Genomic DNA, 20626 nt, shown 5'->3' with positions numbered 1-20626 from the left:
AATTTCAACCGACAATCGCGATCGCAACGGTTCCATGGTGGTTGCGATGCTGACCGCCTCTTTCGTTCTCGCGATCATCTACTACGCGGGCCCGTGGCGGAGGAGAAGCCAACAGTGCGACTGACCGCTGGATCTGAATGGCAGTCCCACACAGCCGCGCGCCGCGTGGTGGTTCTGCCAGCCGTCCCGGGTCTATGTGGACGTGCTGGGGTAGCTCCAGGGCTGACAGCTAGCCGCTGGATCAGCCTCCGGTGAAGCCGAGAAGGATGACCTCGAACCCTGCGGCTTCGCATGCTTTGTACAGGTCGGCACCGAACACGGGTCCGCCAGGTGTGCCGAAATTGGTCGGACCAACGTCCTGAACTGCGGGCACCTCCTCTTTGAGGGCCGCAAGCGCTTCGGCCACGGGTCCTTCGTCAGCGGATGGGATGTTGCCGAGAACGCGCGACGCGAGGGCATACCACCCGCTCCTCTCCTGCTGGCCCATGCGGTCCTCATGGAACGCGACATCCACGTTGCCCAAGATGACCACGACGTCACCGAAGGCTGCACATGTCACCTCGTCCGCCGCTGCTGGCGCCTCTGCTGATGCAGGTTCCGGTGCGGCGCTGACGGGCGGTGTCGAGGTCGCCGTCGGGGGTGGGTCAGCCGCTGCTGGTGCCGTGGCGGTGCACCCGGCAAGCGCGGTCACGGCTAGGGCCAGCGCGGCGAGTAGGGGGGCGGACTTGGCTGCGCGGTGCATGACGCAATCCTGGCAGACCATGTGAAAAGTCTTTAAGCGGCGGCGTGGCGGCATTGCTCATGGCGCTGAGCGTACTGCGCAGGTCGTCCTGGCGGTCGACAAGCCGGAGGTGCCATCGTGGGAGCAGGCACGAATGGGGGAGCCGACCATGGCCGAACACGTCCACGACCTCACGGGCAAGCGAGCCCTCGTCACGGGTGCCGCGAGTGGCATCGGGCTCGCGTGCGCCCACGAGTTCGCGCGGCGGGGCGCTCACGTCGTGATCGCCGACCTGAACGCGGATGCCGCGGCGGAGGCGGCATCCGCTGTCTCCGGTGAATCGTGGGTGATCGACCTGGCCGACACCGCGGCACTGGACGACCTGTCGCTCGACGTCGACATCCTCGTGAACAACGCGGGCATCCAGCGGGTGAGCCCGATCGTCGATTTCGACCCCGACGCGTTCCGGCTCATCCAGCGACTCATGGTCGAGTCGCCGTTCCTGCTGATCCGCGCGGTGCTGCCTGCGATGTACGCGAAAGGCTGGGGACGCATCGTCAACATATCGAGCGTGCACGGCCTGCGCGCGAGCGCGTTCAAGTCCGCGTATGTGACCGCGAAGCACGGTCTCGAAGGGCTTTCGAAGGTGACGGCCCTCGAAGGTGCACCGCACGGGGTCACGAGCAACTGCATCAGCCCGTCGTATGTGCGCACCCCGCTTGTCGAGCAGCAGATCGCGGATCAGGCAAGGGTGCACGGCATTCCCGAAAGCGAGGTCGTCGAGAAGATCATGCTGACGGAGACCGCGATCAAGCGGCTCGTCGTGCCTGAAGAGGTCGCCTCGCTCGCGGGCTGGCTGGTTTCAGATGCCGCCGGGATGGTCACCGGCGCGTCCTATGCGATGGACGGCGGCTGGACCGCGCGGTGAGCCTGCCGATCAGCGCCCGGAGGCGGCGATCCGGGTGGTGAGCTGGTGTGCGTGGGCGAGGAGCGTGCGCCCGAGCTCGGGCAGGCGATCCGGCCCGAACCGGAACTGCACCCCGGTCAGGCTGAGCGCCCACTGCGGGTGGCCTTCACGTGTGAACGCCGCCGCCCCGATGCCGTAGCTGCCCTCGACGATCAGTCCCGGGTTCACGGCGTAACCGCGCGCCTGCGTCTCCTTGAGGCGTGCGCGCAGCCGCGGCTCGCCGTGGGCTGCGCCCCAGCGCTGCGGGAGCTCCGGGTGACGCTCGAAATAGGTGTCCACATCGTGGGGTGGCAGGAACGCGAGGATGGCGAGCCCCGCCGACGCCACACCGAGCGGAAAGCGCACCCCTTCGGACAGGACGAACGACCGGATCGGGAAGCTGCCCTCTTCCCGCAGCAGACAGACGGTCTCGTCTCCGCGCCGCACCGACAGGAACGCGCTCTCCTCGGTGCGCACGGCGAGCGAGCGGACGATGTCGCGGGCGATCGAGGTGATGTCGTAGCGGGATGCCGCGACCGTGCCCATCAGGTACAGCTCGGGCCCCGGCATCCATCGTCCCGTCCGCTCGTCCTGATCGACGAGCCCCTCGTGACGGAGGGCGCTGAGGAGGCGATGCGCGGTGGGCCTGGTGAGATCGGCACGGCGGGCGAGTTCGGCCACCGCGAGGCCGTCATCGCCGGCCGCCGTGACCAGGCGGAGCAGGCTCGCTGCCCGGGCGACGGACTGCGTGCCGGGGATCGTACGCTGCGAGGTGTCCACGATATGGACAGTACGACGAGTCCGCTCCACATCGCAAGCGGTGGCGTGACATCGCAGACCGGGGGAGCGCAGGCTGAGGGAGAACGCGCGACCAGCGTGAACAAAGGAGTGCACGTGATCGACAAGACCTACGCATCGGCTGGCGAGGCGGTCGCCGACATCGGCGACGGAGCGTCGCTCGCCGTCGGCGGGTTCGGCCTCTCCGGCAACCCCATCGCCCTGATCGAGGCGCTGCTCGCGCAGGGGACGAGCGACCTCAGCATCGTCAGCAACAACTGCGGGGTCGACGACTGGGGCCTCGGGGTCCTCTTGAACGCGAAGCGGATCCGCAAGATGACCTCCTCGTACGTCGGCGAGAACAAGGAGTTCGAACGGCAGTTCCTCTCCGGCGAGCTCGAACTCGAGCTGACGCCGCAGGGGACCCTCGCCGAGAAGCTTCGGGCGGGCGGCTCCGGCATCGCCGCCTTCTTCACGCAGACCGGCGTGGGCACCCAGGTGGCCGAAGGCGGCCTTCCGCGCGTCTACGACGGCAACGGCGGCGTCGCCGTTGCCTCGCCGGTCAAGGAGGTGCGCACGTTCGACGGGCCGAACGGACCGAAGGAATTCGTGCTCGAGGAGGCGATCCAGACCGACTTCTCGCTCGTGCACGCCGCCAAGGGCGACCGGTACGGCAACCTCGTCTTCAATAAGTCCGCGCGCAACTTCAACCCGCTCGCGGCGATGGCCGGACGGATCTGCATCGCGCAGGTGGAGGAGCTCGTCGAGCCGGGGGATCTCGACCCGGACGCGATCCACCTGCCGGGCATCTACGTGCACCGGATCATCGAGGTCGGCACCGACATCGAAAAGCGCATCGAGCGTCGCACGATCGCCCTTCGACAGGCTCAGGGACCAGAAGGAGAGAACTGACATGGCCCTCACCCGCCACGAGATGGCCGCCCGCGCGGCGGCCGAGCTCGCCGACGGCTCGTACGTCAACCTCGGCATCGGCATCCCGACGCTCGTCCCCAGCAATCTGCCGCCGGGCATCACGGTGATCCTGCAGTCCGAGAACGGCATTCTCGGCGTCGGGCCTTACCCCGCCGAGGAGAACGTCGACCCCGACCTGATCAACGCGGGCAAGGAGACGGTGACCGTGCTCCCCGGCGCCGCGTTCTTCGATTCGTCCACGAGCTTCGGCATGATCCGCGGCGGAAAGATCGACGCCGCGATCCTCGGGGCGATGCAGGTGTCGGCCGCCGGCGACATCGCGAACTGGATGATCCCGGGAAAGATGGTCAAGGGACCGGGCGGCGCCATGGACCTCGTGCACGGGGCGGGCAAGGTCATCGTGCTCATGGAGCACGTCGCCAGGGACGGCACCGCGAAGATCGTCCAGGAGTGCTCGCTCCCACTCACCGGCAAGGGCGTGGTCGACCGGATCATCACCGACCTCGCGGTCATCGATGTCACGCCCGACGGGCTCGTCCTCGTCGAGACCGCACCGGGGGTCACGGTCGACCAGGTCGTCGCCGCGACCGAACCGGAGCTCATCCTGTCGGAGCACCTCCGCTCCGTCGAACTTAAGGTGGAAGCATGAACCACGACGACGTCGTCATCGTCGCCGCTGCGCGCACTCCGCAGGGGCGACTCAAGGGGCAGCTCGCACCGCTCACCTCGGTGCAGCTCGGCAGCGCCGCGATCCGCGGAGCGCTCGAGCGGGGCGGTATTCCGGCGGGAGCGGTGGATGCCGTGATCGTCGGACAGGTTCTGCCCGCGGGTGCGGGTCAGAACCCCGCCAGGCAGGCCTCGATCGGAGCCGGAATCGGCTGGGACGTCCCGGCTTCGTCGGTCAACAAGGTGTGCCTGTCCGGGCTCACCGCGATCATCGACGCGGCCCGCATGATCGACGCGGGCGATGCCCGTGTCGTGGTCGCGGCGGGCATGGAGTCGATGACCCGCGCCCCGCACCTGCTCGTGGGCTCCAGGGACGGCTGGACGTACGGATCCGTCGAGGTGCTCGACCACATGGCGTACGACGGACTCACCGACGCCTACGACCGCGAGAGCATGGGCGCCTCCACGGAACGCCACAACGCCCGGTTCGAACTGACCCGCGAAGACCAGGACGGTGTCGCCGCGCGCTCGCACCAGCGCGCCGCCAAGGCCTGGGATGAGGGCGTCTTCGACGCTGAGATCGTGCCGGTGGAGATTCCGCAGCGCAAGGGCGCGCCGGTCGTCGTCAACCACGACGAGGGCATCCGACCGGACACCACCGTCGACAGTCTCGGCGGGCTGCGTCCAGCATTCGCGGAAGGCGGCACGATCACCGCCGGCAACTCGTCGCAGATCTCCGACGGGGCATCCGCGGTCGTGCTGACCACGCGCGCCCACGCCGCCGAGAACGGCTGGGATGTGCTCGCGGTGGTCGGCGCGAGCGGCCAGACGGCCGGCCCCGACAACTCGCTGCAGGCTCAGCCGGCGCGCGCGATCGAACGTGCGTGTCAGAAGCAGGGCATCACCACCGCCGACCTCGACCTGGTCGAGATCAACGAGGCGTTCGGTGCGGTCGTCGCCCGCTCGCAGCGCGAACTCGGCCTCGGCGATGACATCGTCAACATCCACGGCGGCGGCATCGCGATCGGCCACCCGATCGGCGCCTCCGGGAATCGGCTCGTCGTGCACGCCGTGCACGAGCTCGTCCGGCGCGGCAGTGGCACGGCCGCTGTCGCCCTGTGCGGCGGTGGCGGTCAGGGCGAAGCGCTGATCCTCACGCGCTGAGACGGATCGCGCTGGGCTGAGCCGGCTCGTCTCAGCGGCGGAGCACCTTGCGTGCGAGCGTGTTTCCAAGGAGTTGTACGCCCTGCACGATCACGATGATGATCAGCACGGCCGACCACGTCACGGCGGGGTTGAACTGCTTGAACCCGTACACGATCGCGAATTCACCGAGGCCGCCCGCGGCGACCGCGCCCGCGATCGCCGTCATGTCTACGAGCGCCACCACGATGAACGTGTACCCGAGGATGAGCGGGCCGAGCGCTTCGCGGGGGACGAGCCGGAGGAGGATCCGCGACCGGCTCGCTCCCGCGGCGCGCGCCGCTTCGATGATGCCGGGGCGCACCGTGAGCAGGTTCTGCTCGACGATGCGGCTGATCGCGAACATCGACGCGAGCGTGATCGCGAAGATGCCGAACTCCGGCCCGATACCCGGGATGCCGAGGCTGCGGGCGAGCGGCTGGACCGCGGCCAGGAGGATCACGAAGGGGATCGGCCGGAAGAAGTTGACGACGACGTTCAGCACTCCGAACACCACGGGCTGCGGGAAGAGACTGCTGGCCCGCGTGGCGTAGAGGGCGATGCCGAGCAGGAGTCCGGCGGTGCCGCCGAACACGAGGGCGAGCGAGACGACGTAGAGCGTCTCGAAGGTTGCCGCCCACAGTTCCGGCAGCAGGTCGATGAGCCTATCCACGGGGGTCCTCCTCGATCAGCGGGGCGAAGGCCGAGGCCCGTTCGATGGCGCGCTGCACGGCGTCCGCCTCTCCGTCGAGGGACAGAGTGAGGTGACCGAACACGCGGCCGCGGATGTCGTTGATCCCACCGTGGATCAGCTGGAACCGCACTCCCTCGGCGGCCAGCGCCTCGAACACGTCGGCCTGCGTGACGTCGCCTTCGCGGATCGTGAAGGTGACGATGCGACCCGGATGCCGCGCCCTGAGGGTCTGCAGCTGGTCGCCGACCGGCACGTCGTCGATGATGCTCGCCACGAACCGCTTCGTCGCGGCGCTGCGCGGCGCCGAGAGCACGTCGAACACCCCACCGCTCTCGATGATGCGGCCGTTCTCCATCACCACGACGCGGTCCGCGAGGGTCCGGATCACATCCATCTCGTGCGTGATGACGAGGATTGTGATGCCCAGCTCCCGGTTGACCCGCCGCAGCAGTTCGAGGACCTCCTGCGTGGTGTCTGGGTCCAGCGCGCTGGTGGCCTCGTCGGCGAGGAGGATCCGCGGGCTGGTGGCCAGAGCCCGGGCGATGCCGACGCGCTGCTTCTGTCCGCCCGACAGCTGCTCGGGATAGCTCTTGGCCTTGCCGCCGAGGCCGACGAAGTCGAGCAGCTCTGCGACCCGCGTCTTGATCTCGGCGCGCGGACGTCCGGCGACTTCGAGCGGGTACGCGACGTTGCCGGCGACCGTGCGCGATTCGAAGAGGTTGAACTGCTGGAAGATCATGCCGATGTCGCTGCGCAGTTCGCGGAGTTCCCGCTCGCGGAGCTTCGTGATGTCGCGGCCATCGATCTCGACAGAGCCGGAACTGGGCGTTTCGAGCGCGTTCACGAGGCGCAGCACCGTGCTCTTGCCTGCGCCGGAGTAGCCGATGATTCCGCAGATCTGGCCCGCCTCGATCGCCAGCGTGACGTTGTCGACCGCGACCACCGGCTCGGCATCCTTCGACGTCGCGGGGTATGCCTTCGAGACATCGGTGAGTCGGATGAGCGTCATGGGCGGCTCCTTGAACGAGAACATGCGTGTGCGGCCCGTTCGCGAGAACGGGCCGCACACGCAGCGGACTACTTCTTGGCGCGGATGTCGTCTTCCACGTCGGTGAGGGACTTCACCAGGTCGGCGACCGGGGTCTTCACGATGACGGCGGTGCCGCCGGATGCCTCGACAACGCCATCCAGGATCTCCTGCGAGTTCTGGAAGATCTCGACGAGCTTCAGGTACGTCGGGTTGTCGGCATCCTCGGCCTTGACGGCGAAGATGTTGATGTACGGCACCGCGTTCGGGTCGGACGGGTCGTCCTGGGCGATCGCGTCGTCAGCCGTGAGGCCGGCGTCCTCGAGGAAGTCGTTGTTGACGATCGCCGCGGCCACATCGGGCAGCGAGGTCGCCGTGAACGCGGCATCCAGCGCCTCGACCTTGACCTTCGACTTCGCCTCGTCGATGTCGGCGACGGTCGAGAAGATCGAGCCGCCGTCCTCGAGCTCGATGAGCCCCGCCGACTGCAGCACGAGCAGGCCGCGGGCCTGGTTGCTCTCGTCGTTGGGCACCGCGACGGTCGAACCCTCGGGGATGTCCTCCACCGAGTCGAACTGGGTCGAGTACAGGCCGAGCGGGTAGATCGCGGTCGAGCCGAGCGGCTGCAGGTCGTCGTCGCTGGCCACGTTGTAGGTCGCGAGGTAGATGACGTGCTGGAACTGGTTGAGGTCGAGCTCGTCCGCCGACAGCGCTGGGTTGGGCTGCGTGTACTCGGTGAAGTTCACGAGCTCGACCTCGATGTCCTCGGCGGCGGCCGCCTCGGTGAAGGTCTCCCAATAGGGGTCGCCCGAGTTCACGACGCCGATACGCACGGGGCCGGTCTCGTCACCCGAGGAGGCGGCGTCGCCGGAGCCGGCGCAGCCGGCCATGACGAGTGCCAGCGGCAGGGCGAGGGCGGCAGCGGTCAGAAGTCTCTTACGGGGCATTGCGTCTCCAGGTGCGTCTCGGTGCATCGTTTCAGCACCGCGACGGCGGACTTACGACCGCCATGGCGGGTGACACGCACCCGCGTCGCCTCATCGCGGTGCCCCGTCGACCCTAAGGACGAGCGACCCGGGTTGCGAAACACGCCCGTAACAATCTGACACCCGCCGGGTGTCGAGCGTCCGGATCAGCGCCGCGAGATGCGCTTCTGCCGCTTCGCGACGAGCTTGAGCTCCTGACCCGCGTACGGCGAGTCGTGGGACACCTTCTGCCCCGTCTCGGCGTTGCGGAGGTCGACGACGGCGCCGATCGCGAGCGCGGCTGTGATGGCCCAGCCCACCCAGGCGAGCGCCACCCGCCAGGTGAACGGCGCGTCGCCGCGCAACGCCCGCAGGAGCGGGAGGGCACCAGTGATGACGCCGAGGATGCCCGTTCCGAAGAGATACCTGCCCATGCGACCCACGCTACCGCGGGACCCGCGCCACCGCACTGACGGACACCCGCTGTTAGCCTGGGGGCCTGCGCACGGAACTGGAGCTGATACGTGACCCTGGCTGATCTCGTCGTCGTCGCGAACCGGCTGCCCGTCGACCATGTCGCTGACGGAGAGGGCCCGGATGCGTGGCGCCGCTCGCCCGGCGGACTGGTCACTGCGCTCGAACCGGTGATGCGGCGTGCAGATGGCGCCTGGGTCGGGTGGCCCGGCGTGCCCGACACGGAGTTCGAGCCATTCGAGTTCGAAGGCACCACGCTCGTACCCGTGTCGCTGAGCTCGGAAGAGGTCGAGCTCTACTACGAGGGCTTCTCGAACGACACGATCTGGCCGCTGTACCACGATGTGATCGCGGCCCCCCGCTACCGCCGGGTCTGGTGGGACGCATACGTCCGCGTCAACCGACGATTCGCGAACGCCGCCGCTGCGGTCGCCGCCGAGGGCGCGACCGTCTGGGTGCAGGACTACCAGCTGCAGCTCGTCCCGCGCATGCTTCGCGAAGCACGTCCCGACCTGACCATCGGCTACTTCCACCACATCCCGTTCCCGGCATACGGACTCTTCTCGCAGCTGCCGTGGCGCCGGCAGGTGCTCGAGGGACTGCTCGGCGCCGACGTGATCGGCTTCCAGCGGGTCGCAGACGCGAGCAACTTCGCCCGAGCCGTGCGGCGCCAATTGCGCTACGAGACAAAGGCCTCCGGCATCCGCGTCCCCCAGGGAGACGGGTCAGTGCGCCTCGCGCTCGCGAAGGCGTTCCCCATCTCGATCGACACGGCGTCGTACTCCGAGCTCGCCGCCCGCCCCGATATCCGGGCCCGCGCCGCGGAGATCCGGGAGAGCCTCGGCAATCCGAAGCGGATCCTCCTCGGGGTCGACCGGCTCGATTACACCAAGGGCATACAGCACCGACTCAAGGCGTACGGCGAGCTGATCGCCGACGGACACTTGAACGTCGAGGATGTGACGCTCGTGCAGGTCGCGAGTCCCAGCCGCGAACGCGTCGAGGCGTATGTGCAGCTGCGCGACGAGATCGAGCTGATGGTCTCGCGGATCAACGGCGACTTCGACACGATGGGCCACACCGCCATCCGCTATCTGCATCAGGCCTACCCGCGCGAGGAGATGGTCGCCCTCTTCCTCGCCGCGGACGTCATGCTCGTCACCGCGCTCCGGGACGGCATGAACCTCGTCGCCAAGGAGTACGTCGCGAGCCGCAACGACAACCGCGGAGTGCTGCTGCTCAGCGAGTTCGCCGGCGCTGCCGACGAACTGGGCAGCTCGCTGCGCATCAACCCGCACGACATCGAGGGGCTCAAGGACGCGATCATGCGCGCCGTCACCATGCCCCCCGGCGAGCAGGGCCGGCGCATGAGGGCGATGCGCCGCAAGGTCGTCGAGAACGACGTCGACGCCTGGTCGCGCTCGTTCCTGTCCGCCCTCGCGACACCCAGGCACGCCGGAGGAGAGTCATGACCACCAGCCCGACCGATCTCGATGCCGCGCTGCGCCGTGTCGCGGCATCCGATCCGCTCCTGGTCGCCGTCGACTTCGACGGGACACTGGCGCCGTTCGCGGACGAGCCGATGGACGCGCGGATGATCCCCGCCGCGCGCGAGGCCCTCGACGCCCTGCTGGCCGCACCGCACACCGTCGTCGCGCTCGTCTCGGGACGCTGCATGAGCGACCTGCGGCTCATCGCCGAACATGACGACGACTCCCACCTGCTGCTGGCAGGGTCCCACGGTGCGGAGTTCTGGGTGCCCGGCGAGGGCCTGATCGAGCCTGCGGACGCCGCAGACGAGAGCGCGCTGCGCGACCTGCTGCGCACCCACGCCGAGACCGCGACGAGCGACCTCGAGGGGGTGTGGATCGAGCCCAAGACGTTCGGCTTCGGCGTCCACACCCGCAGATCGGATGCCGCGACCGCCGATGAGGCGAACACCAGGATCGATGCCCTCATCGCCGCCGAGGCACCGCACTGGCGGAGGCGATCGGGTCACAACATCATCGAGTACGCCTTTCGTCACGAGGGCAAGGATTCCGCGGTCGCCGCGCTGAAGGAGCGGACGGGAGCGACCGTCGCGCTGTTCGCCGGCGACGACGTCACTGACGAGGATGCCCTCCGCAGCCTCGGGCCGGACGACCTCGGCGTGCACGTCGGCGCGGCGCCGACGGCGGCATCGGTGATCGTCCCCGACATCCCGGCGATGGCCGCGCTGCTCGGCCGCCTTGCGGCCATGCGGACGGCGCCGCGGGAATAGACTTTCGGGATGCCCCAGCACTCTGAGCGCCCCTCCAATGACGTGATCGACATCAAGCCACGGAGCCGGGTCGTCACTGACGGCATCGAGGCCACGACCTCGCGAGGAATGCTCCGCGCGGTCGGCATGGGCGACGAGGACTGGGTCAAGCCGCAGATCGGCATCGCCTCGAGCTGGAACGAGATCACCCCCTGCAACCTGAGCCTCGACCGGCTCGCCCAGGGTGCGAAAGAAGGCGTGCACGCCGGCGGCGGCTACCCGCTGCAGTTCGGCACGATCTCGGTCTCGGACGGCATCTCGATGGGTCACGAGGGCATGCACTTCTCGCTCGTGAGCCGCGAGGTCATCGCCGACTCGGTCGAGACCGTCGTGATGGCGGAGCGCCTGGACGGCACGGTGCTGCTCGCGGGGTGCGACAAGTCGATCCCCGGCATGCTGATGGCTTCGGCCCGCCTCGATCTGTCCAGCGTGTTCCTGTACGCCGGCTCGATCGCACCGGGCTGGGTGAAGCTCAGCGACGGCACCGAGAAGGACGTCACGATCATCGACTCGTTCGAGGCCGTGGGCGCGTGCCTCGCGGGCAAGATGAGCGAAGCCGACCTCAAGCGCATCGAATGCGCGATCGCCCCGGGCGAGGGTGCGTGCGGCGGCATGTACACCGCCAACACGATGGCCTCCGTGGCCGAGGCGCTCGGTCTCAGCCTGCCCGGCTCGGCCGCACCGCCGTCGGCGGACCGCCGCCGCGACTACTTCGCGCACCGCTCCGGCGAGGCCGTCGTCAACCTGCTGCGCCTGGGCATCACGACCCGCGACATCCTCACCAAGGAGGCGTTCGAGAACGCGATCGCCCTCGCGATGGCGCTCGGCGGCTCGACCAACGTCGTCCTGCACCTCCTCGCCATCGCCAACGAGGCCGAGGTCGAACTCAACCTCCACGACTTCAACCGCATCGGCGACAAGGTGCCGCACGTCGCGGACATGAAGCCCTTCGGCAAGTACGTCATGAACGACGTCGATCGCCACGGCGGCATCCCGGTCATCATGAAGGCGATGCTCGACGAGGGCCTGCTGCACGGCGACGCGCTCACGGTCACGGGCAAGACCCTCGCCGAGAACCTCGCGGACCTGAATCCCGACCCGATCGACGGCACCGTCATCCACACCTTCGACAACCCCATCCACGCCACCGGCGGCATCACCGTGCTGCACGGCTCGATGGCGCCCGAAGGCGCCGTGGTGAAGTCGGCCGGCTTCGACGCCAACGTCTTCGAAGGCCCCGCACGGGTGTTCGAGCGCGAGCGCGGCGCGATGGACGCACTCGAGGCCGGTCAGATCGAGGCGGGCGACGTGATCGTCATCCGCTACGAAGGCCCGAAGGGCGGACCGGGCATGCGCGAGATGCTCGCGATCACTGCCGCCATCAAGGGCGCGGGGCTCGGCAAAGATGTACTACTCTTGACGGACGGTCGATTCTCAGGCGGCACAACCGGACTGTGCATCGGCCACATAGCACCCGAAGCGGTGGACGCAGGTCCCATCGCCTTCGTGCGCGATGGTGATCTGATACGGGTCGATATCGCGGCTCGCACTCTCGACCTACTCGTCGATGAGGCTGAGCTTGTCTCCCGCCGCTCTGGCTGGGAGCCGCTTCCCCCGCGCTATACCCGTGGCGTTCTGGCCAAATACTCCAAGCTCGTGCACTCCGCCGCAGAAGGCGCAGTCACCGGCTAGAGAAGGCCCCCGACAACCCATTCGCTCGTCAGACGAGGATCCCCATCATGCCCGCCGAAGCAGCCTCGGCCGTTCCCCGGCCTCCCGCCCGCACCGCGTCCGCGCCCGTGCTCACGGGGGCCCAGGCGGTCGTCCGTTCCCTTGAACTGCTCGGCGTCACCGACGTCTTCGGTCTGCCGGGTGGCGCCATCCTGCCCGTCTACGATCCGCTGATGGACAGCACCGAGCTGCGCCACATCCTGGTGCGACACGAACAGGGGGCAGGTCACGCAGCCGAAGGCTACGCGTCCGCCTCGAACAAGATCGGCGTGGCGATCGCGACCTCCGGCCCCGGAGCCACGAACCTCGTCACGGCGATCGCCGACGCCTACATGGACTCCGTGCCGATCGTGTGCATCACCGGTCAGGTCTTCTCGAACCTCATGGGCACCGACGCGTTCCAGGAGGCCGACATCGTCGGCATCACGATGCCGATCACGAAGCACTCGTTCCTGGTCAAGCGCCCCGAGGACATCCCGTCCGCCATCGCGTCCGCGTTCGAGATCGCCGGCACGGGGCGCCCCGGCCCGGTGCTCGTCGATATCACGAAGGACGCACAGCAGGCCGAGGCGCCGTTCGTCTGGCCGCCGAAGATCGATCTGCCCGGCTACCGCCCGGTGACGAAGGCGCACGGCAAGCAGATCCAGGCCGCGGCCCAGCTGCTCGCCGACGCGAAGAAGCCCGTGCTGTACGTGGGCGGCGGCGTCATCCGCTCGAAGGCGTCCGCCGAGCTGCTCGCACTCGCCGAGACCACCGGTGCCCCGGTCGTCACCACGCTGATGGCCCGCGGCGCCTTCCCTGATTCCCACCAGCAGCACCTCGGCATGCCCGGCATGCATGGCACGGTGCCCGCGGTCCTCGCCCTGCAGGAAGCCGACCTGCTCGTGTCCCTCGGAGCCCGCTTCGACGACCGGGTGACCGGCAAGGCGGCGCTCTTCGCGCCGAACGCCCAGGTGATCCACGTCGACATCGATCCTGCCGAGATCGGCAAGATCCGTGCGGCCGAAGTGCCCATCGTCGGCGATCTGAAGGACGTGCTCGTCGACCTCGAGGCCGCCTACCGGACTGCCGCCGCAGGCCGCAAGCCGGACACGGGGGAGTGGTGGTCGTTCCTCGATGGCCTCCGCGACGAGTTCCCGCTCGGCTACACCCAGCCGAGCGATGGGCTGATGTCGCCGCAGTACGTGATCCAGCGGATCGGCGCGCTCACGGGGCCCGAGGGCATCTTCGCCGCCGGCGTCGGACAGCACCAGATGTGGTCGGCGCAGTTCATCAAGTACGAGCGTCCCAACTCGTGGCTCAACTCCGGCGGCGCCGGCACGATGGGCTATTCGGTGCCGGCCGCCATGGGGGCAAAGGTCGCCGAGCCGGACCGCGTCGTGTGGGCGATCGACGGCGATGGCTGCTTCCAGATGACCAATCAGGAGCTCGCCACCTGCACGCTCAACAACATTCCGATCAAGGTCGCGATCATCAACAACTCGTCGCTCGGCATGGTGCGGCAGTGGCAGACCCTGTTCTACGACGGGCGCTACTCGAATACGAGCCTCAGCACCGGCCACGGCACGGTCCGCATCCCGGACTTCGTCAAGCTCTCCGAGGCCTACGGCTGCCTCGCGATCCGCGTCGAGAAGGAGGAGGACGTGGATGCCGCGATCAAGCTCGCCCTCGAGACCAACGACCGGCCCGTCGTCATCGACTTCGTTGTGAGCGCCGACGCCATGGTCTGGCCGATGGTGCCGCAGGGCGTCAGCAACAGCTACGTCCAGTACGCAATCGACCACGCGCCCACGTTCGACCAGGAGGACTGAGGACATGTCGACTCACGTGCTGAGCCTCCTCGTGGAGGACAAGCCCGGACTTCTCACCCGTGTGGCGGGGCTGTTCGCCCGCCGCGGGTTCAACATCGAGTCCCTCGCCGTGGGCGTCACCGAGGTGCCGGGGCTGTCCCGCATCACGGTCGTCGTCGACGTCGACCAGCTGCCGCTCGAGCAGGTGACGAAGCAGCTGAACAAGCTGATCAACGTCATCAAGATCGTGGAACTCGATCTCTCGTCGTCAGTGCAGCGGGAGCATGTGCTCGTCAAGGTGCGCGCCGACAACGGGAACCGCTCGAGCGTGCTCGAAGTGGTGAGCCTCTTCCGTGCGTCGGTCGTCGACTATGCGCCCGACGCCCTGGTGATCGAGGCGACGGGTGACCATGGCAAGGTCGATGCCCTGCTGCGGGCGCTCGAGCCGTTCGGCATCAAGGAGCTCGCCCAGTCCGGCCTGCTCGCGATCGGCCGCGGCGGCAAGAGCATCACCGAACGCGTCCTGCGCGGCTGACCTTCCCCAAACTCAGGGACCGGCTCCCTGTCAGAACCACATCAAGGAGAAATACGAAATGGCTGAACTCTTCTACGACGCCGACGCCGACCTGGCGCTCATCCAGAGCAAGAAGGTCGCGATCGTCGGCTACGGCTCGCAGGGCCACGCGCACGCGCAGAACCTGCGCGACTCGGGCGTCGAGGTCGTCATCGCCCTGAAGGAGGGCTCCAAGTCGACCGAGAAGGCCCAGGACGAAGGCTTCGAGGTGAAGTCGGTCGCCGACGCCGCCGAGTGGGCAGACCTCATCATGATCCTCGCGCCGGACCAGCACCAGCGCGGCATCTTCAACGATCACATCAAGGACAAGCTCGTCCCCGGAAAGACCCTCGCGTTCGCGCACGGGTTCAACATCCGGTTCGGCTACATCCAGGCGCCCGAGGGCGTCGACGTGATCCTCATCGCCCCGAAGGCGCCGGGTCACACGGTGCGACGCGAGTTCGTCGCGGGCCGCGGCATCCCGGACATCATCGCCGTGGAGCAGGATGCCTCGGGCCAGGCCTGGGACCTCGCGAAGTCGTACGCGAAGGCCATCGGTGGCACGCGCGCCGGCGTCATCAAGACGACCTTCACCGAAGAGACCGAGACCGACCTGTTCGGCGAGCAGTCCGTCCTGTGCGGCGGCGTCTCGCAGCTCGTCCAGTACGGCTTCGAGACCCTCACCGAAGCGGGCTACCAGCCGCAGATCGCGTACTTCGAGGTGCTGCACGAACTCAAGCTCATCGTCGACCTGATGTGGGAGGGCGGCATCGCCAAGCAGCGCTGGTCGGTCTCCGACACCGCTGAGTACGGCGACTACGTCTCGGGCCCGCGCGTCATCGACCCCCGCGTCAAGGAGAACATGCAGGCCGTGCTCGCCGACATCCAGTCCGGCGCGTTCGCCGAGCGTTTCATCGCGGATCAGGATGCCGGTGCACCGGAGTTCTACGCGCTCCGCGAGAAGGGCGCCCAGCACCCGATCGAAGAGGTCGGCAAGGAGCTGCGGGCCCTCTTCGCCTGGAAGCAGACCGACGAGGACTACGTGGAAGGCTCAGCCGCGCGCTGACCTCCCAGAGTTCGCAGATTCGCGCGAACTCCGCAGATTATTCGCCGGATGCTGTGAACTCGGCCGCTTCCTGCGAAGTCTGAGACTCTCGGCGATCCGCTGAGTGAGGCTTGAACAAGCCAACGGAGCCCGGCCCCTTACAAGGGGGCCGGGCTCTCGGCATGGGTCAGCCGGCGAGCGCCCCGCAGGTGGCGACCTGAGGCTCGTCCGGGAAGTAGGTCGACCACTCCTGTTGGCTCAGTTCACGGCCCGCCAGGTCGCACGCGGCGAGCGCCTGATGTTCGGGAACAAGATCCCAGAGCAGGATGCCGTCGGTCAGCGCCGTGACCAGAGTCTCGCCGTCGGCGGTGAGGTATCCGCCGCGCACGACCGTACCGCTCGCATCGACCGGCTCGCCGAGCACGATGTCGCGAGTGAGATCGTAGAGCGTCAGCCGATTGTTCCAGCCCACGTTCAGGAGGGTACGTCCGTCGAGGCTGACGTCCAGAGCCTGGCTGCCGCCCGTGGAGCGGGCAAGACTCGAGCGGGGCCGGAGCGTCTCCAGCGCGACGCGCTGTACCGTCTGGGCAGTGACGGCGATGAGCTCGTCCGGCCCGACGACGAGCGTCTCGTCGACGCCAGAAAGGCCGCTCACGAGGGGCTCTCCGGTCAGGACATCGAACACCACCGTCTCGGTGGCATTGCGCTCGCCGTCCCACCAGGTGAACGCGACTCGTCTCTCGTCGGGAGTGGTGCTCGCAGAGCGCGCCTCGTCGACGCGCCAACCGGGCACGCTCATCGGCTCCCCAACGGCTTCGCCGGTTGCGGGATCGAACGCCACGAGCCGTCCCTCGAACTCGACGAACGCCAACCGCCCCAAGCCAGCCGGGATCAGGTCGAAGGTTTCGGGTAGCCCCGGAATGCGATAGGGGAAGACCTCTCCGGTAGCGGTGTCCTCGAGTCGATATCCCACGCCTTCGTCCCACCGCTGGACGATGCCCGCGCCGAGCAGCACCAGGCTGTCGGACTCTGTGCCGCCCGGGGCATCGGAATCGAGGTTCCACAGTTGGGAGGGTCCGCCTGCCACAGGTCGCGCGGAGACGAACCCGCCGTCGCGATCCGGCCCGCCCGCGGCGACAGTCCCCGCCGCGACGATTCGCGAGCCGGCGCCGCTCCCGTCGATGCGCCAGCGCATCCAGAGGCTGTAGCCCGCCGAAGAGAGCAGAAGCGTCGCGTCATCAAGGACGCCGATGTCGGGGAGGGTGTCGAGCTGCATTTCGATCGCCTTTCCGGTCGGCAGCCCGGTTGAGAGCTCGAACTCGGTGACCGCGACGAAAGAGGAGCAGGCGATGGTCGCGCGCGGCGTGACGATCAGACCCCAGCACGACTCGGAAGCTCGGAGAGGGCGGCGCCACTCCACGGCACCCGTATCGATCCGCACTCGGAGGAGCTCGGCCGCGAGGCCCACAAGCACACCCCCGGCGCCGTCCGCGAGGAGTGAAAATGCCTCCTGATCGTCACCGAGAGGGATCGTGGTGCGAATGCCGAGAGTGTCGCGGTCGAAGACGTCGATGCGGTCACCCATGCTCGTCGCCACCCGCTCGCGGTCGACGACGGTGACCGACCCGTGTCTGCCGCCGACTCCGGTGTAGTCGTCGAAGGCGCCCGCGGCCGAAGCCCGGACCTCTCCGGTGCGGGTGCCGACAGCGACGAGATCGCCCGTGACCGGATGCTGCAGGTACACGACGGATCCGTCCTCGCCGAGGTCCATGACGTCGCTTGTCCGCATCTTCAGCAGCTGCGACCCGGGCAGAACCTCTCCCGACGCAAGGTCGATGAAGGTGAGCTGGTTCCAGCAGCATGTCGTGAGGTCCTCGGAATCGACGAACCGTGCGGTCTGGATGGCGGCCACGGTTCCGTCGCGGCTGACGCTGAGGTTTCGGCCGTACAGCGTGGGGGCCGGCAGATCCACGTCGAAGCTCCGTATGACGGTCTCGCTCGAGGGATCCACGATCTCGATCGTCGCGGCGTCTGGCACCTCCGCGACGCGGATGAGGGTACCCGTGTCAGGAATGAAGGTCATGACCGACCACGTCGCATCATCCAGGTGGTGGGTGTCGACAAGCCCATGCGCAGCGGTCATCGTACCGAACAGGGCCGAGCGCACTCGCGCGTCGTCCGGCCAGCGACGGTAGGCCTCGGCCGCGAGCAGCGCCGCGAGCTCGCGATCCGACGTACGCAGGGCGAGCGAGGTCGCGACGAGCGCCTCGGTGCGGGCATCCTCGGCGGAGACCGCGGCCTCCTGACCGCGGACGGCCGCGATGCCGCCCGCGACGATGGCGGCCACGAGGAGGATCCCCGCGCCGCCGAGCGCGGCTCCCAGGACGCGGTTGCGCGTGCGGTCCCGGGTCGCGCGCGCGGAGAGATCCCGCAGCTGACCCTGTTCCCGATCGACGGATGCGATGAGCAGATCGTCCTCGATCCCGGTCAGGTCGGGGTGTGCCGTGTCTCGCCAGTCGAGCGCACTGTGGAGCCGGGCGCCCCGCAGCAGGTCGTCGTCATCGCGCCCTCCGGCCTGCCACGCGGCCGCCGCGGACTCGACGGCCCGCAGCGTGCGCGCGCCCTCCGCATCCTCCTCGAGCCACGCGTCGAGGCGCGGCCACGCCGTGGCGACGGCCTCGTGCGCGATCACGACGGCGTCGCCATCAAGTGTCACGAGACGCGACTGGGTCAGCTGCTCGAGCACTCGGCGACGGCCGGCCTCTGCCAGCAGCGGGTCAGCTGGGACGCGTCGACGCGTCGAGGTGCCATCTGCGCTGCGGTCGAGGAGCCGCTGCATAAGGGAGCGACAGATCTCCTGCTCCTGCGGGGGCAGGGAGCGGAAGACCCGCTCGGCGGACTGTGCGATCGCCCCGGGGATGCCGCCGGACGTGCGGTACCCCTCCACCGTCAGTGTCGACCCCTCCCGCCGTGCCCAGGTCTCCTGGAGCGCATGGGAGAGATGGGGGAGGGTGGATGCCCGGTCCCCGGCGTCGCGCACGGCAAGCTCGACGAGCCCGGGCTCGAGGGTGAGCCCGGCACGGCGTGCGGGCTCTTCGATGGCTCCGCGATACGCGACGGCGGAGAGGGGGCCGAGCAGGTACACGCCGCGTCCGATCGCATCTCCGATGAGGGGCATCCCGCGGAGGCGGTCGAGCGCGTCCGAACGCGCCGTCATCAGGATCGTCCCGCCGCCGTCGAGAAAGGCGCGAGCGGTCTCCGCGAATGCTTCCCGCTGCGCATCCGTCAGTCCCTGCACCTCCTCCGCCTGGTCGATCGCAAGCACGTTCGCACGCGCATCGGCTCCGCGCAGAGCATCGGCGCCACCAGACGCGGGTCGCACGACCTCGACGTGCCGGCCGCGCGCGCGGAGGCGCGGCAGGACTCCCGCGAGGAGCAGCGACGACTTGCCCGTGCCGGAGGCGCCCGCGATCGTGACGACGGTGCCGGGGCTCACCCGCTCCAGCACCGACTCCGCGTCGGCCTCGCGTCCGAAGAACACATCGGCATCGTCAGGGCCGAAGGCCCGCAGACCGGGGTAGGGGCAGAGCGAGGCGACCGCAAGGGCGGGCGAGGGCGCGGTGAGGTCGGGATCCTGGCGCAGCACCGAGAGCTCGAGGGCCACGAGCCGGGGGCCGGGCTCGATCCCCAGCTCGTTGGCGAGCCGCTCGCGCGCGGCTCGCAGCACAGCGAGCGCTTCAGCCTGCCGATCGGCGCGGTAGTTCGCGAGCGCGACGATCGCCCAACGCTCCTCGCGCAGCGGCTCCTCGCGCAGCAGACGCTCAGCGTCCGCGATGAGTGAGCGGTGCTCGCCGGTCGCCAGGCGCGCGTCCAACAGCTCTTCTTCCACGCTCGTGCGGATCTCGTGCAGCCGGAGCGCTTCGACGACCCCGGGCTGCCAGTTCGCGACATCCTGCAGAGCCGCACCGCGCCAGAGCGCGAGGGCACGTGTGTAGACGTCGATTGCGCGGTCGTGCTCCCCGCGCAGCTCGTGGCCGCGAGCGGCCGACACCAGACGCTCGAAGCGCACGGAGTCGATAGTGTCGGGGTCCATTGCGAGCCGGTACTCCCACCCGACCGTCTCGATGGTGTCACGACCGAGTCGTGAGCGGATGCGAGCGACCGAGTTGCGCACCTGCTGCTCCCAGGTGCGGGGCGGCACCTCACCCCACCACGCCTCCGCGAGGTCGCCGGGCGGAACAGTGCTGCCGAGGCGCACGACCAGCGCCGCGAGCATCGCCCGCTCGCGAGGGCTGAGCGGCGCAGTCCCCGTGTCGAGAGGGCCCAGCACCTTGAGCACCATGACTGAAGTGTCGACCCGCGAGAAGGCGCGGTCAACAGTGCGGGCGGAGACGGATATCAGCTGGATATCGACCTGTCCGGATCTGGATATCCGCTCCCGTCAACGTGGGTATCGACGGCCGACCAGCGGCCGGTTGATGAAGGAGAACTGAAGTGAATATGAACATCATCGGCCACCGAGCAGGTCGCGCTCTTGCCATCGTTCTGCTGGGGACCACCGCCGCGATCGGGCTCACCGCCTGCCAAACCGCACCGGCCCCCGCGGCACCGGCACCGGTTGGCGTGACAGCCCCGCGCCTGCTCGATCGGATGCTGATCGAGCGGTACGGCGGTCGACCCGCCGATCGGGTCGCCGAGGAGATCGATCGGGCGATCCGTGGTGGGCAGCTGCCGTCGCCCGACTGCCTCAGCCATCACGTCACGGAGCACCCTGCAGGCGGATATCACCTCGTGTGTGTGCAGGTGCGCGATTGAGGCGCGTG

18 protein-coding genes are annotated in these 20626 nt (G+C 68.6%); 11 read left to right on the top strand and 7 right to left on the bottom strand.

The window, feature by feature from the left end:
• Positions 1 to 241: 241 nt before the first annotated feature.
• On the bottom strand, positions 242 to 742 hold the full coding sequence (locus ACXJ3V_RS03160; protein ID WP_457098795.1) for a hypothetical protein: 501 nt from the start codon (positions 740 to 742) through the stop codon (positions 242 to 244).
• 148 nt (positions 743 to 890) lie between these two features.
• Here ACXJ3V_RS03160 and ACXJ3V_RS03155 point away from each other — a divergent pair, with 148 nt between their 5' ends.
• Complete coding sequence (locus ACXJ3V_RS03155; RefSeq protein ID WP_457098794.1) at positions 891 to 1649, top strand: 3-hydroxybutyrate dehydrogenase; 759 nt, start codon at positions 891 to 893, stop codon at positions 1647 to 1649.
• 9 nt (positions 1650 to 1658) lie between these two features.
• Here the strand turns inward: ACXJ3V_RS03155 and ACXJ3V_RS03150 are convergent, their stop codons facing one another.
• A complete protein-coding gene (locus ACXJ3V_RS03150; RefSeq protein ID WP_457098793.1) occupies positions 1659 to 2447 on the bottom strand; it encodes an IclR family transcriptional regulator in 789 nt (262 codons plus the stop codon).
• Between the two features lie 114 nt (positions 2448 to 2561).
• On the opposite strand from ACXJ3V_RS03150, the gene ACXJ3V_RS03145 reads away from it, so the two are divergent.
• Genes ACXJ3V_RS03145 through ACXJ3V_RS03135 form a run of 3 tightly spaced genes read left to right on the top strand, consistent with a single transcriptional unit; the run spans position 2562 to position 5207 of the window.
• On the top strand, positions 2562 to 3356 hold the full coding sequence (locus ACXJ3V_RS03145) for a CoA transferase subunit A (protein WP_457098792.1): 795 nt from the start codon (positions 2562 to 2564) through the stop codon (positions 3354 to 3356).
• Between the two features lies 1 nt (position 3357).
• Entirely contained in the window at positions 3358 to 4026 is a 669-nt protein-coding gene (locus ACXJ3V_RS03140; RefSeq protein WP_457098791.1) for a 3-oxoacid CoA-transferase subunit B, read from the top strand.
• On the top strand, positions 4023 to 5207 hold the full coding sequence (locus ACXJ3V_RS03135; protein ID WP_457098790.1) for an acetyl-CoA C-acetyltransferase: 1185 nt from the start codon (positions 4023 to 4025) through the stop codon (positions 5205 to 5207). Before ACXJ3V_RS03140 ends, ACXJ3V_RS03135 begins: the two co-directional genes overlap by 4 nt.
• A gap of 31 nt (positions 5208 to 5238) precedes the next feature.
• Here ACXJ3V_RS03135 and ACXJ3V_RS03130 read toward each other — a convergent pair whose 3' ends face one another.
• The 4 genes from ACXJ3V_RS03130 to ACXJ3V_RS03115 all read right to left on the bottom strand — a co-directional run bounded on the left by ACXJ3V_RS03130 (position 5239) and on the right by ACXJ3V_RS03115 (position 8345).
• Positions 5239 to 5898 (bottom strand): methionine ABC transporter permease, encoded by a 660-nt coding sequence (locus tag ACXJ3V_RS03130; protein ID WP_457098789.1) that lies wholly within the window; start codon positions 5896 to 5898, stop codon positions 5239 to 5241.
• Positions 5891 to 6928, bottom strand: coding sequence for a methionine ABC transporter ATP-binding protein (locus ACXJ3V_RS03125; protein ID WP_457098788.1), 1038 nt, complete (start codon positions 6926 to 6928; stop codon positions 5891 to 5893). Before ACXJ3V_RS03125 ends, ACXJ3V_RS03130 begins: the two co-directional genes overlap by 8 nt.
• Positions 6929 to 6996: 68 nt before the next feature.
• Entirely contained in the window at positions 6997 to 7893 is an 897-nt protein-coding gene (locus tag ACXJ3V_RS03120) for a MetQ/NlpA family ABC transporter substrate-binding protein (protein ID WP_457098787.1), read from the bottom strand.
• A gap of 185 nt (positions 7894 to 8078) precedes the next feature.
• Complete coding sequence (locus ACXJ3V_RS03115; protein ID WP_457098786.1) at positions 8079 to 8345, bottom strand: hypothetical protein; 267 nt, start codon at positions 8343 to 8345, stop codon at positions 8079 to 8081.
• 90 nt (positions 8346 to 8435) lie between these two features.
• Here ACXJ3V_RS03115 and ACXJ3V_RS03110 point away from each other — a divergent pair, with 90 nt between their 5' ends.
• The 6 genes from ACXJ3V_RS03110 to ilvC are packed head-to-tail and all read left to right on the top strand — an operon-like array spanning position 8436 to position 15824.
• Positions 8436 to 9857, top strand: a complete 1422-nt coding sequence (locus tag ACXJ3V_RS03110; protein WP_457098785.1) for an alpha,alpha-trehalose-phosphate synthase (UDP-forming) — start codon at positions 8436 to 8438, stop codon at positions 9855 to 9857.
• Positions 9854 to 10645, top strand: a complete 792-nt coding sequence (gene otsB, locus ACXJ3V_RS03105) for a trehalose-phosphatase (protein WP_457098784.1) — start codon at positions 9854 to 9856, stop codon at positions 10643 to 10645. Before ACXJ3V_RS03110 ends, otsB begins: the two co-directional genes overlap by 4 nt.
• A 9-nt stretch (positions 10646 to 10654) precedes the next feature.
• Entirely contained in the window at positions 10655 to 12376 is a 1722-nt protein-coding gene (ilvD, locus tag ACXJ3V_RS03100) for a dihydroxy-acid dehydratase (protein WP_457098783.1), read from the top strand.
• A 47-nt stretch (positions 12377 to 12423) separates the two neighbouring features.
• Positions 12424 to 14226: an acetolactate synthase large subunit gene (locus tag ACXJ3V_RS03095; RefSeq protein WP_457098782.1), complete on the top strand. Its 1803-nt coding sequence runs from the start codon at positions 12424 to 12426 to the stop codon at positions 14224 to 14226.
• A 4-nt stretch (positions 14227 to 14230) separates the two neighbouring features.
• Complete coding sequence (ilvN, locus tag ACXJ3V_RS03090; RefSeq protein WP_457098781.1) at positions 14231 to 14740, top strand: acetolactate synthase small subunit; 510 nt, start codon at positions 14231 to 14233, stop codon at positions 14738 to 14740.
• Positions 14741 to 14798: 58 nt separating this feature from the next.
• Entirely contained in the window at positions 14799 to 15824 is a 1026-nt protein-coding gene (gene ilvC / locus ACXJ3V_RS03085) for a ketol-acid reductoisomerase (RefSeq protein WP_457098780.1), read from the top strand.
• 166 nt (positions 15825 to 15990) lie between these two features.
• On the opposite strand, the gene ACXJ3V_RS03080 is transcribed toward ilvC, so the two are convergent.
• A complete protein-coding gene (locus tag ACXJ3V_RS03080) occupies positions 15991 to 20145 on the bottom strand; it encodes an nSTAND1 domain-containing NTPase (RefSeq protein WP_457098779.1) in 4155 nt (1384 codons plus the stop codon).
• 152 nt (positions 20146 to 20297) lie between these two features.
• Between ACXJ3V_RS03080 and ACXJ3V_RS03075 the strand changes: the two genes are divergently transcribed.
• Positions 20298 to 20618 (top strand): hypothetical protein, encoded by a 321-nt coding sequence (locus ACXJ3V_RS03075; RefSeq protein WP_457098778.1) that lies wholly within the window; start codon positions 20298 to 20300, stop codon positions 20616 to 20618.
• Positions 20619 to 20626: the final 8 nt, after the last annotated feature.

It is taken from the genome of Microbacterium sp. P5_E9, assembly GCF_054049175.1.
Note: the sequence above shows the minus strand (reverse complement) of the source record. Positions and strands in the feature narration are given on the sequence as shown.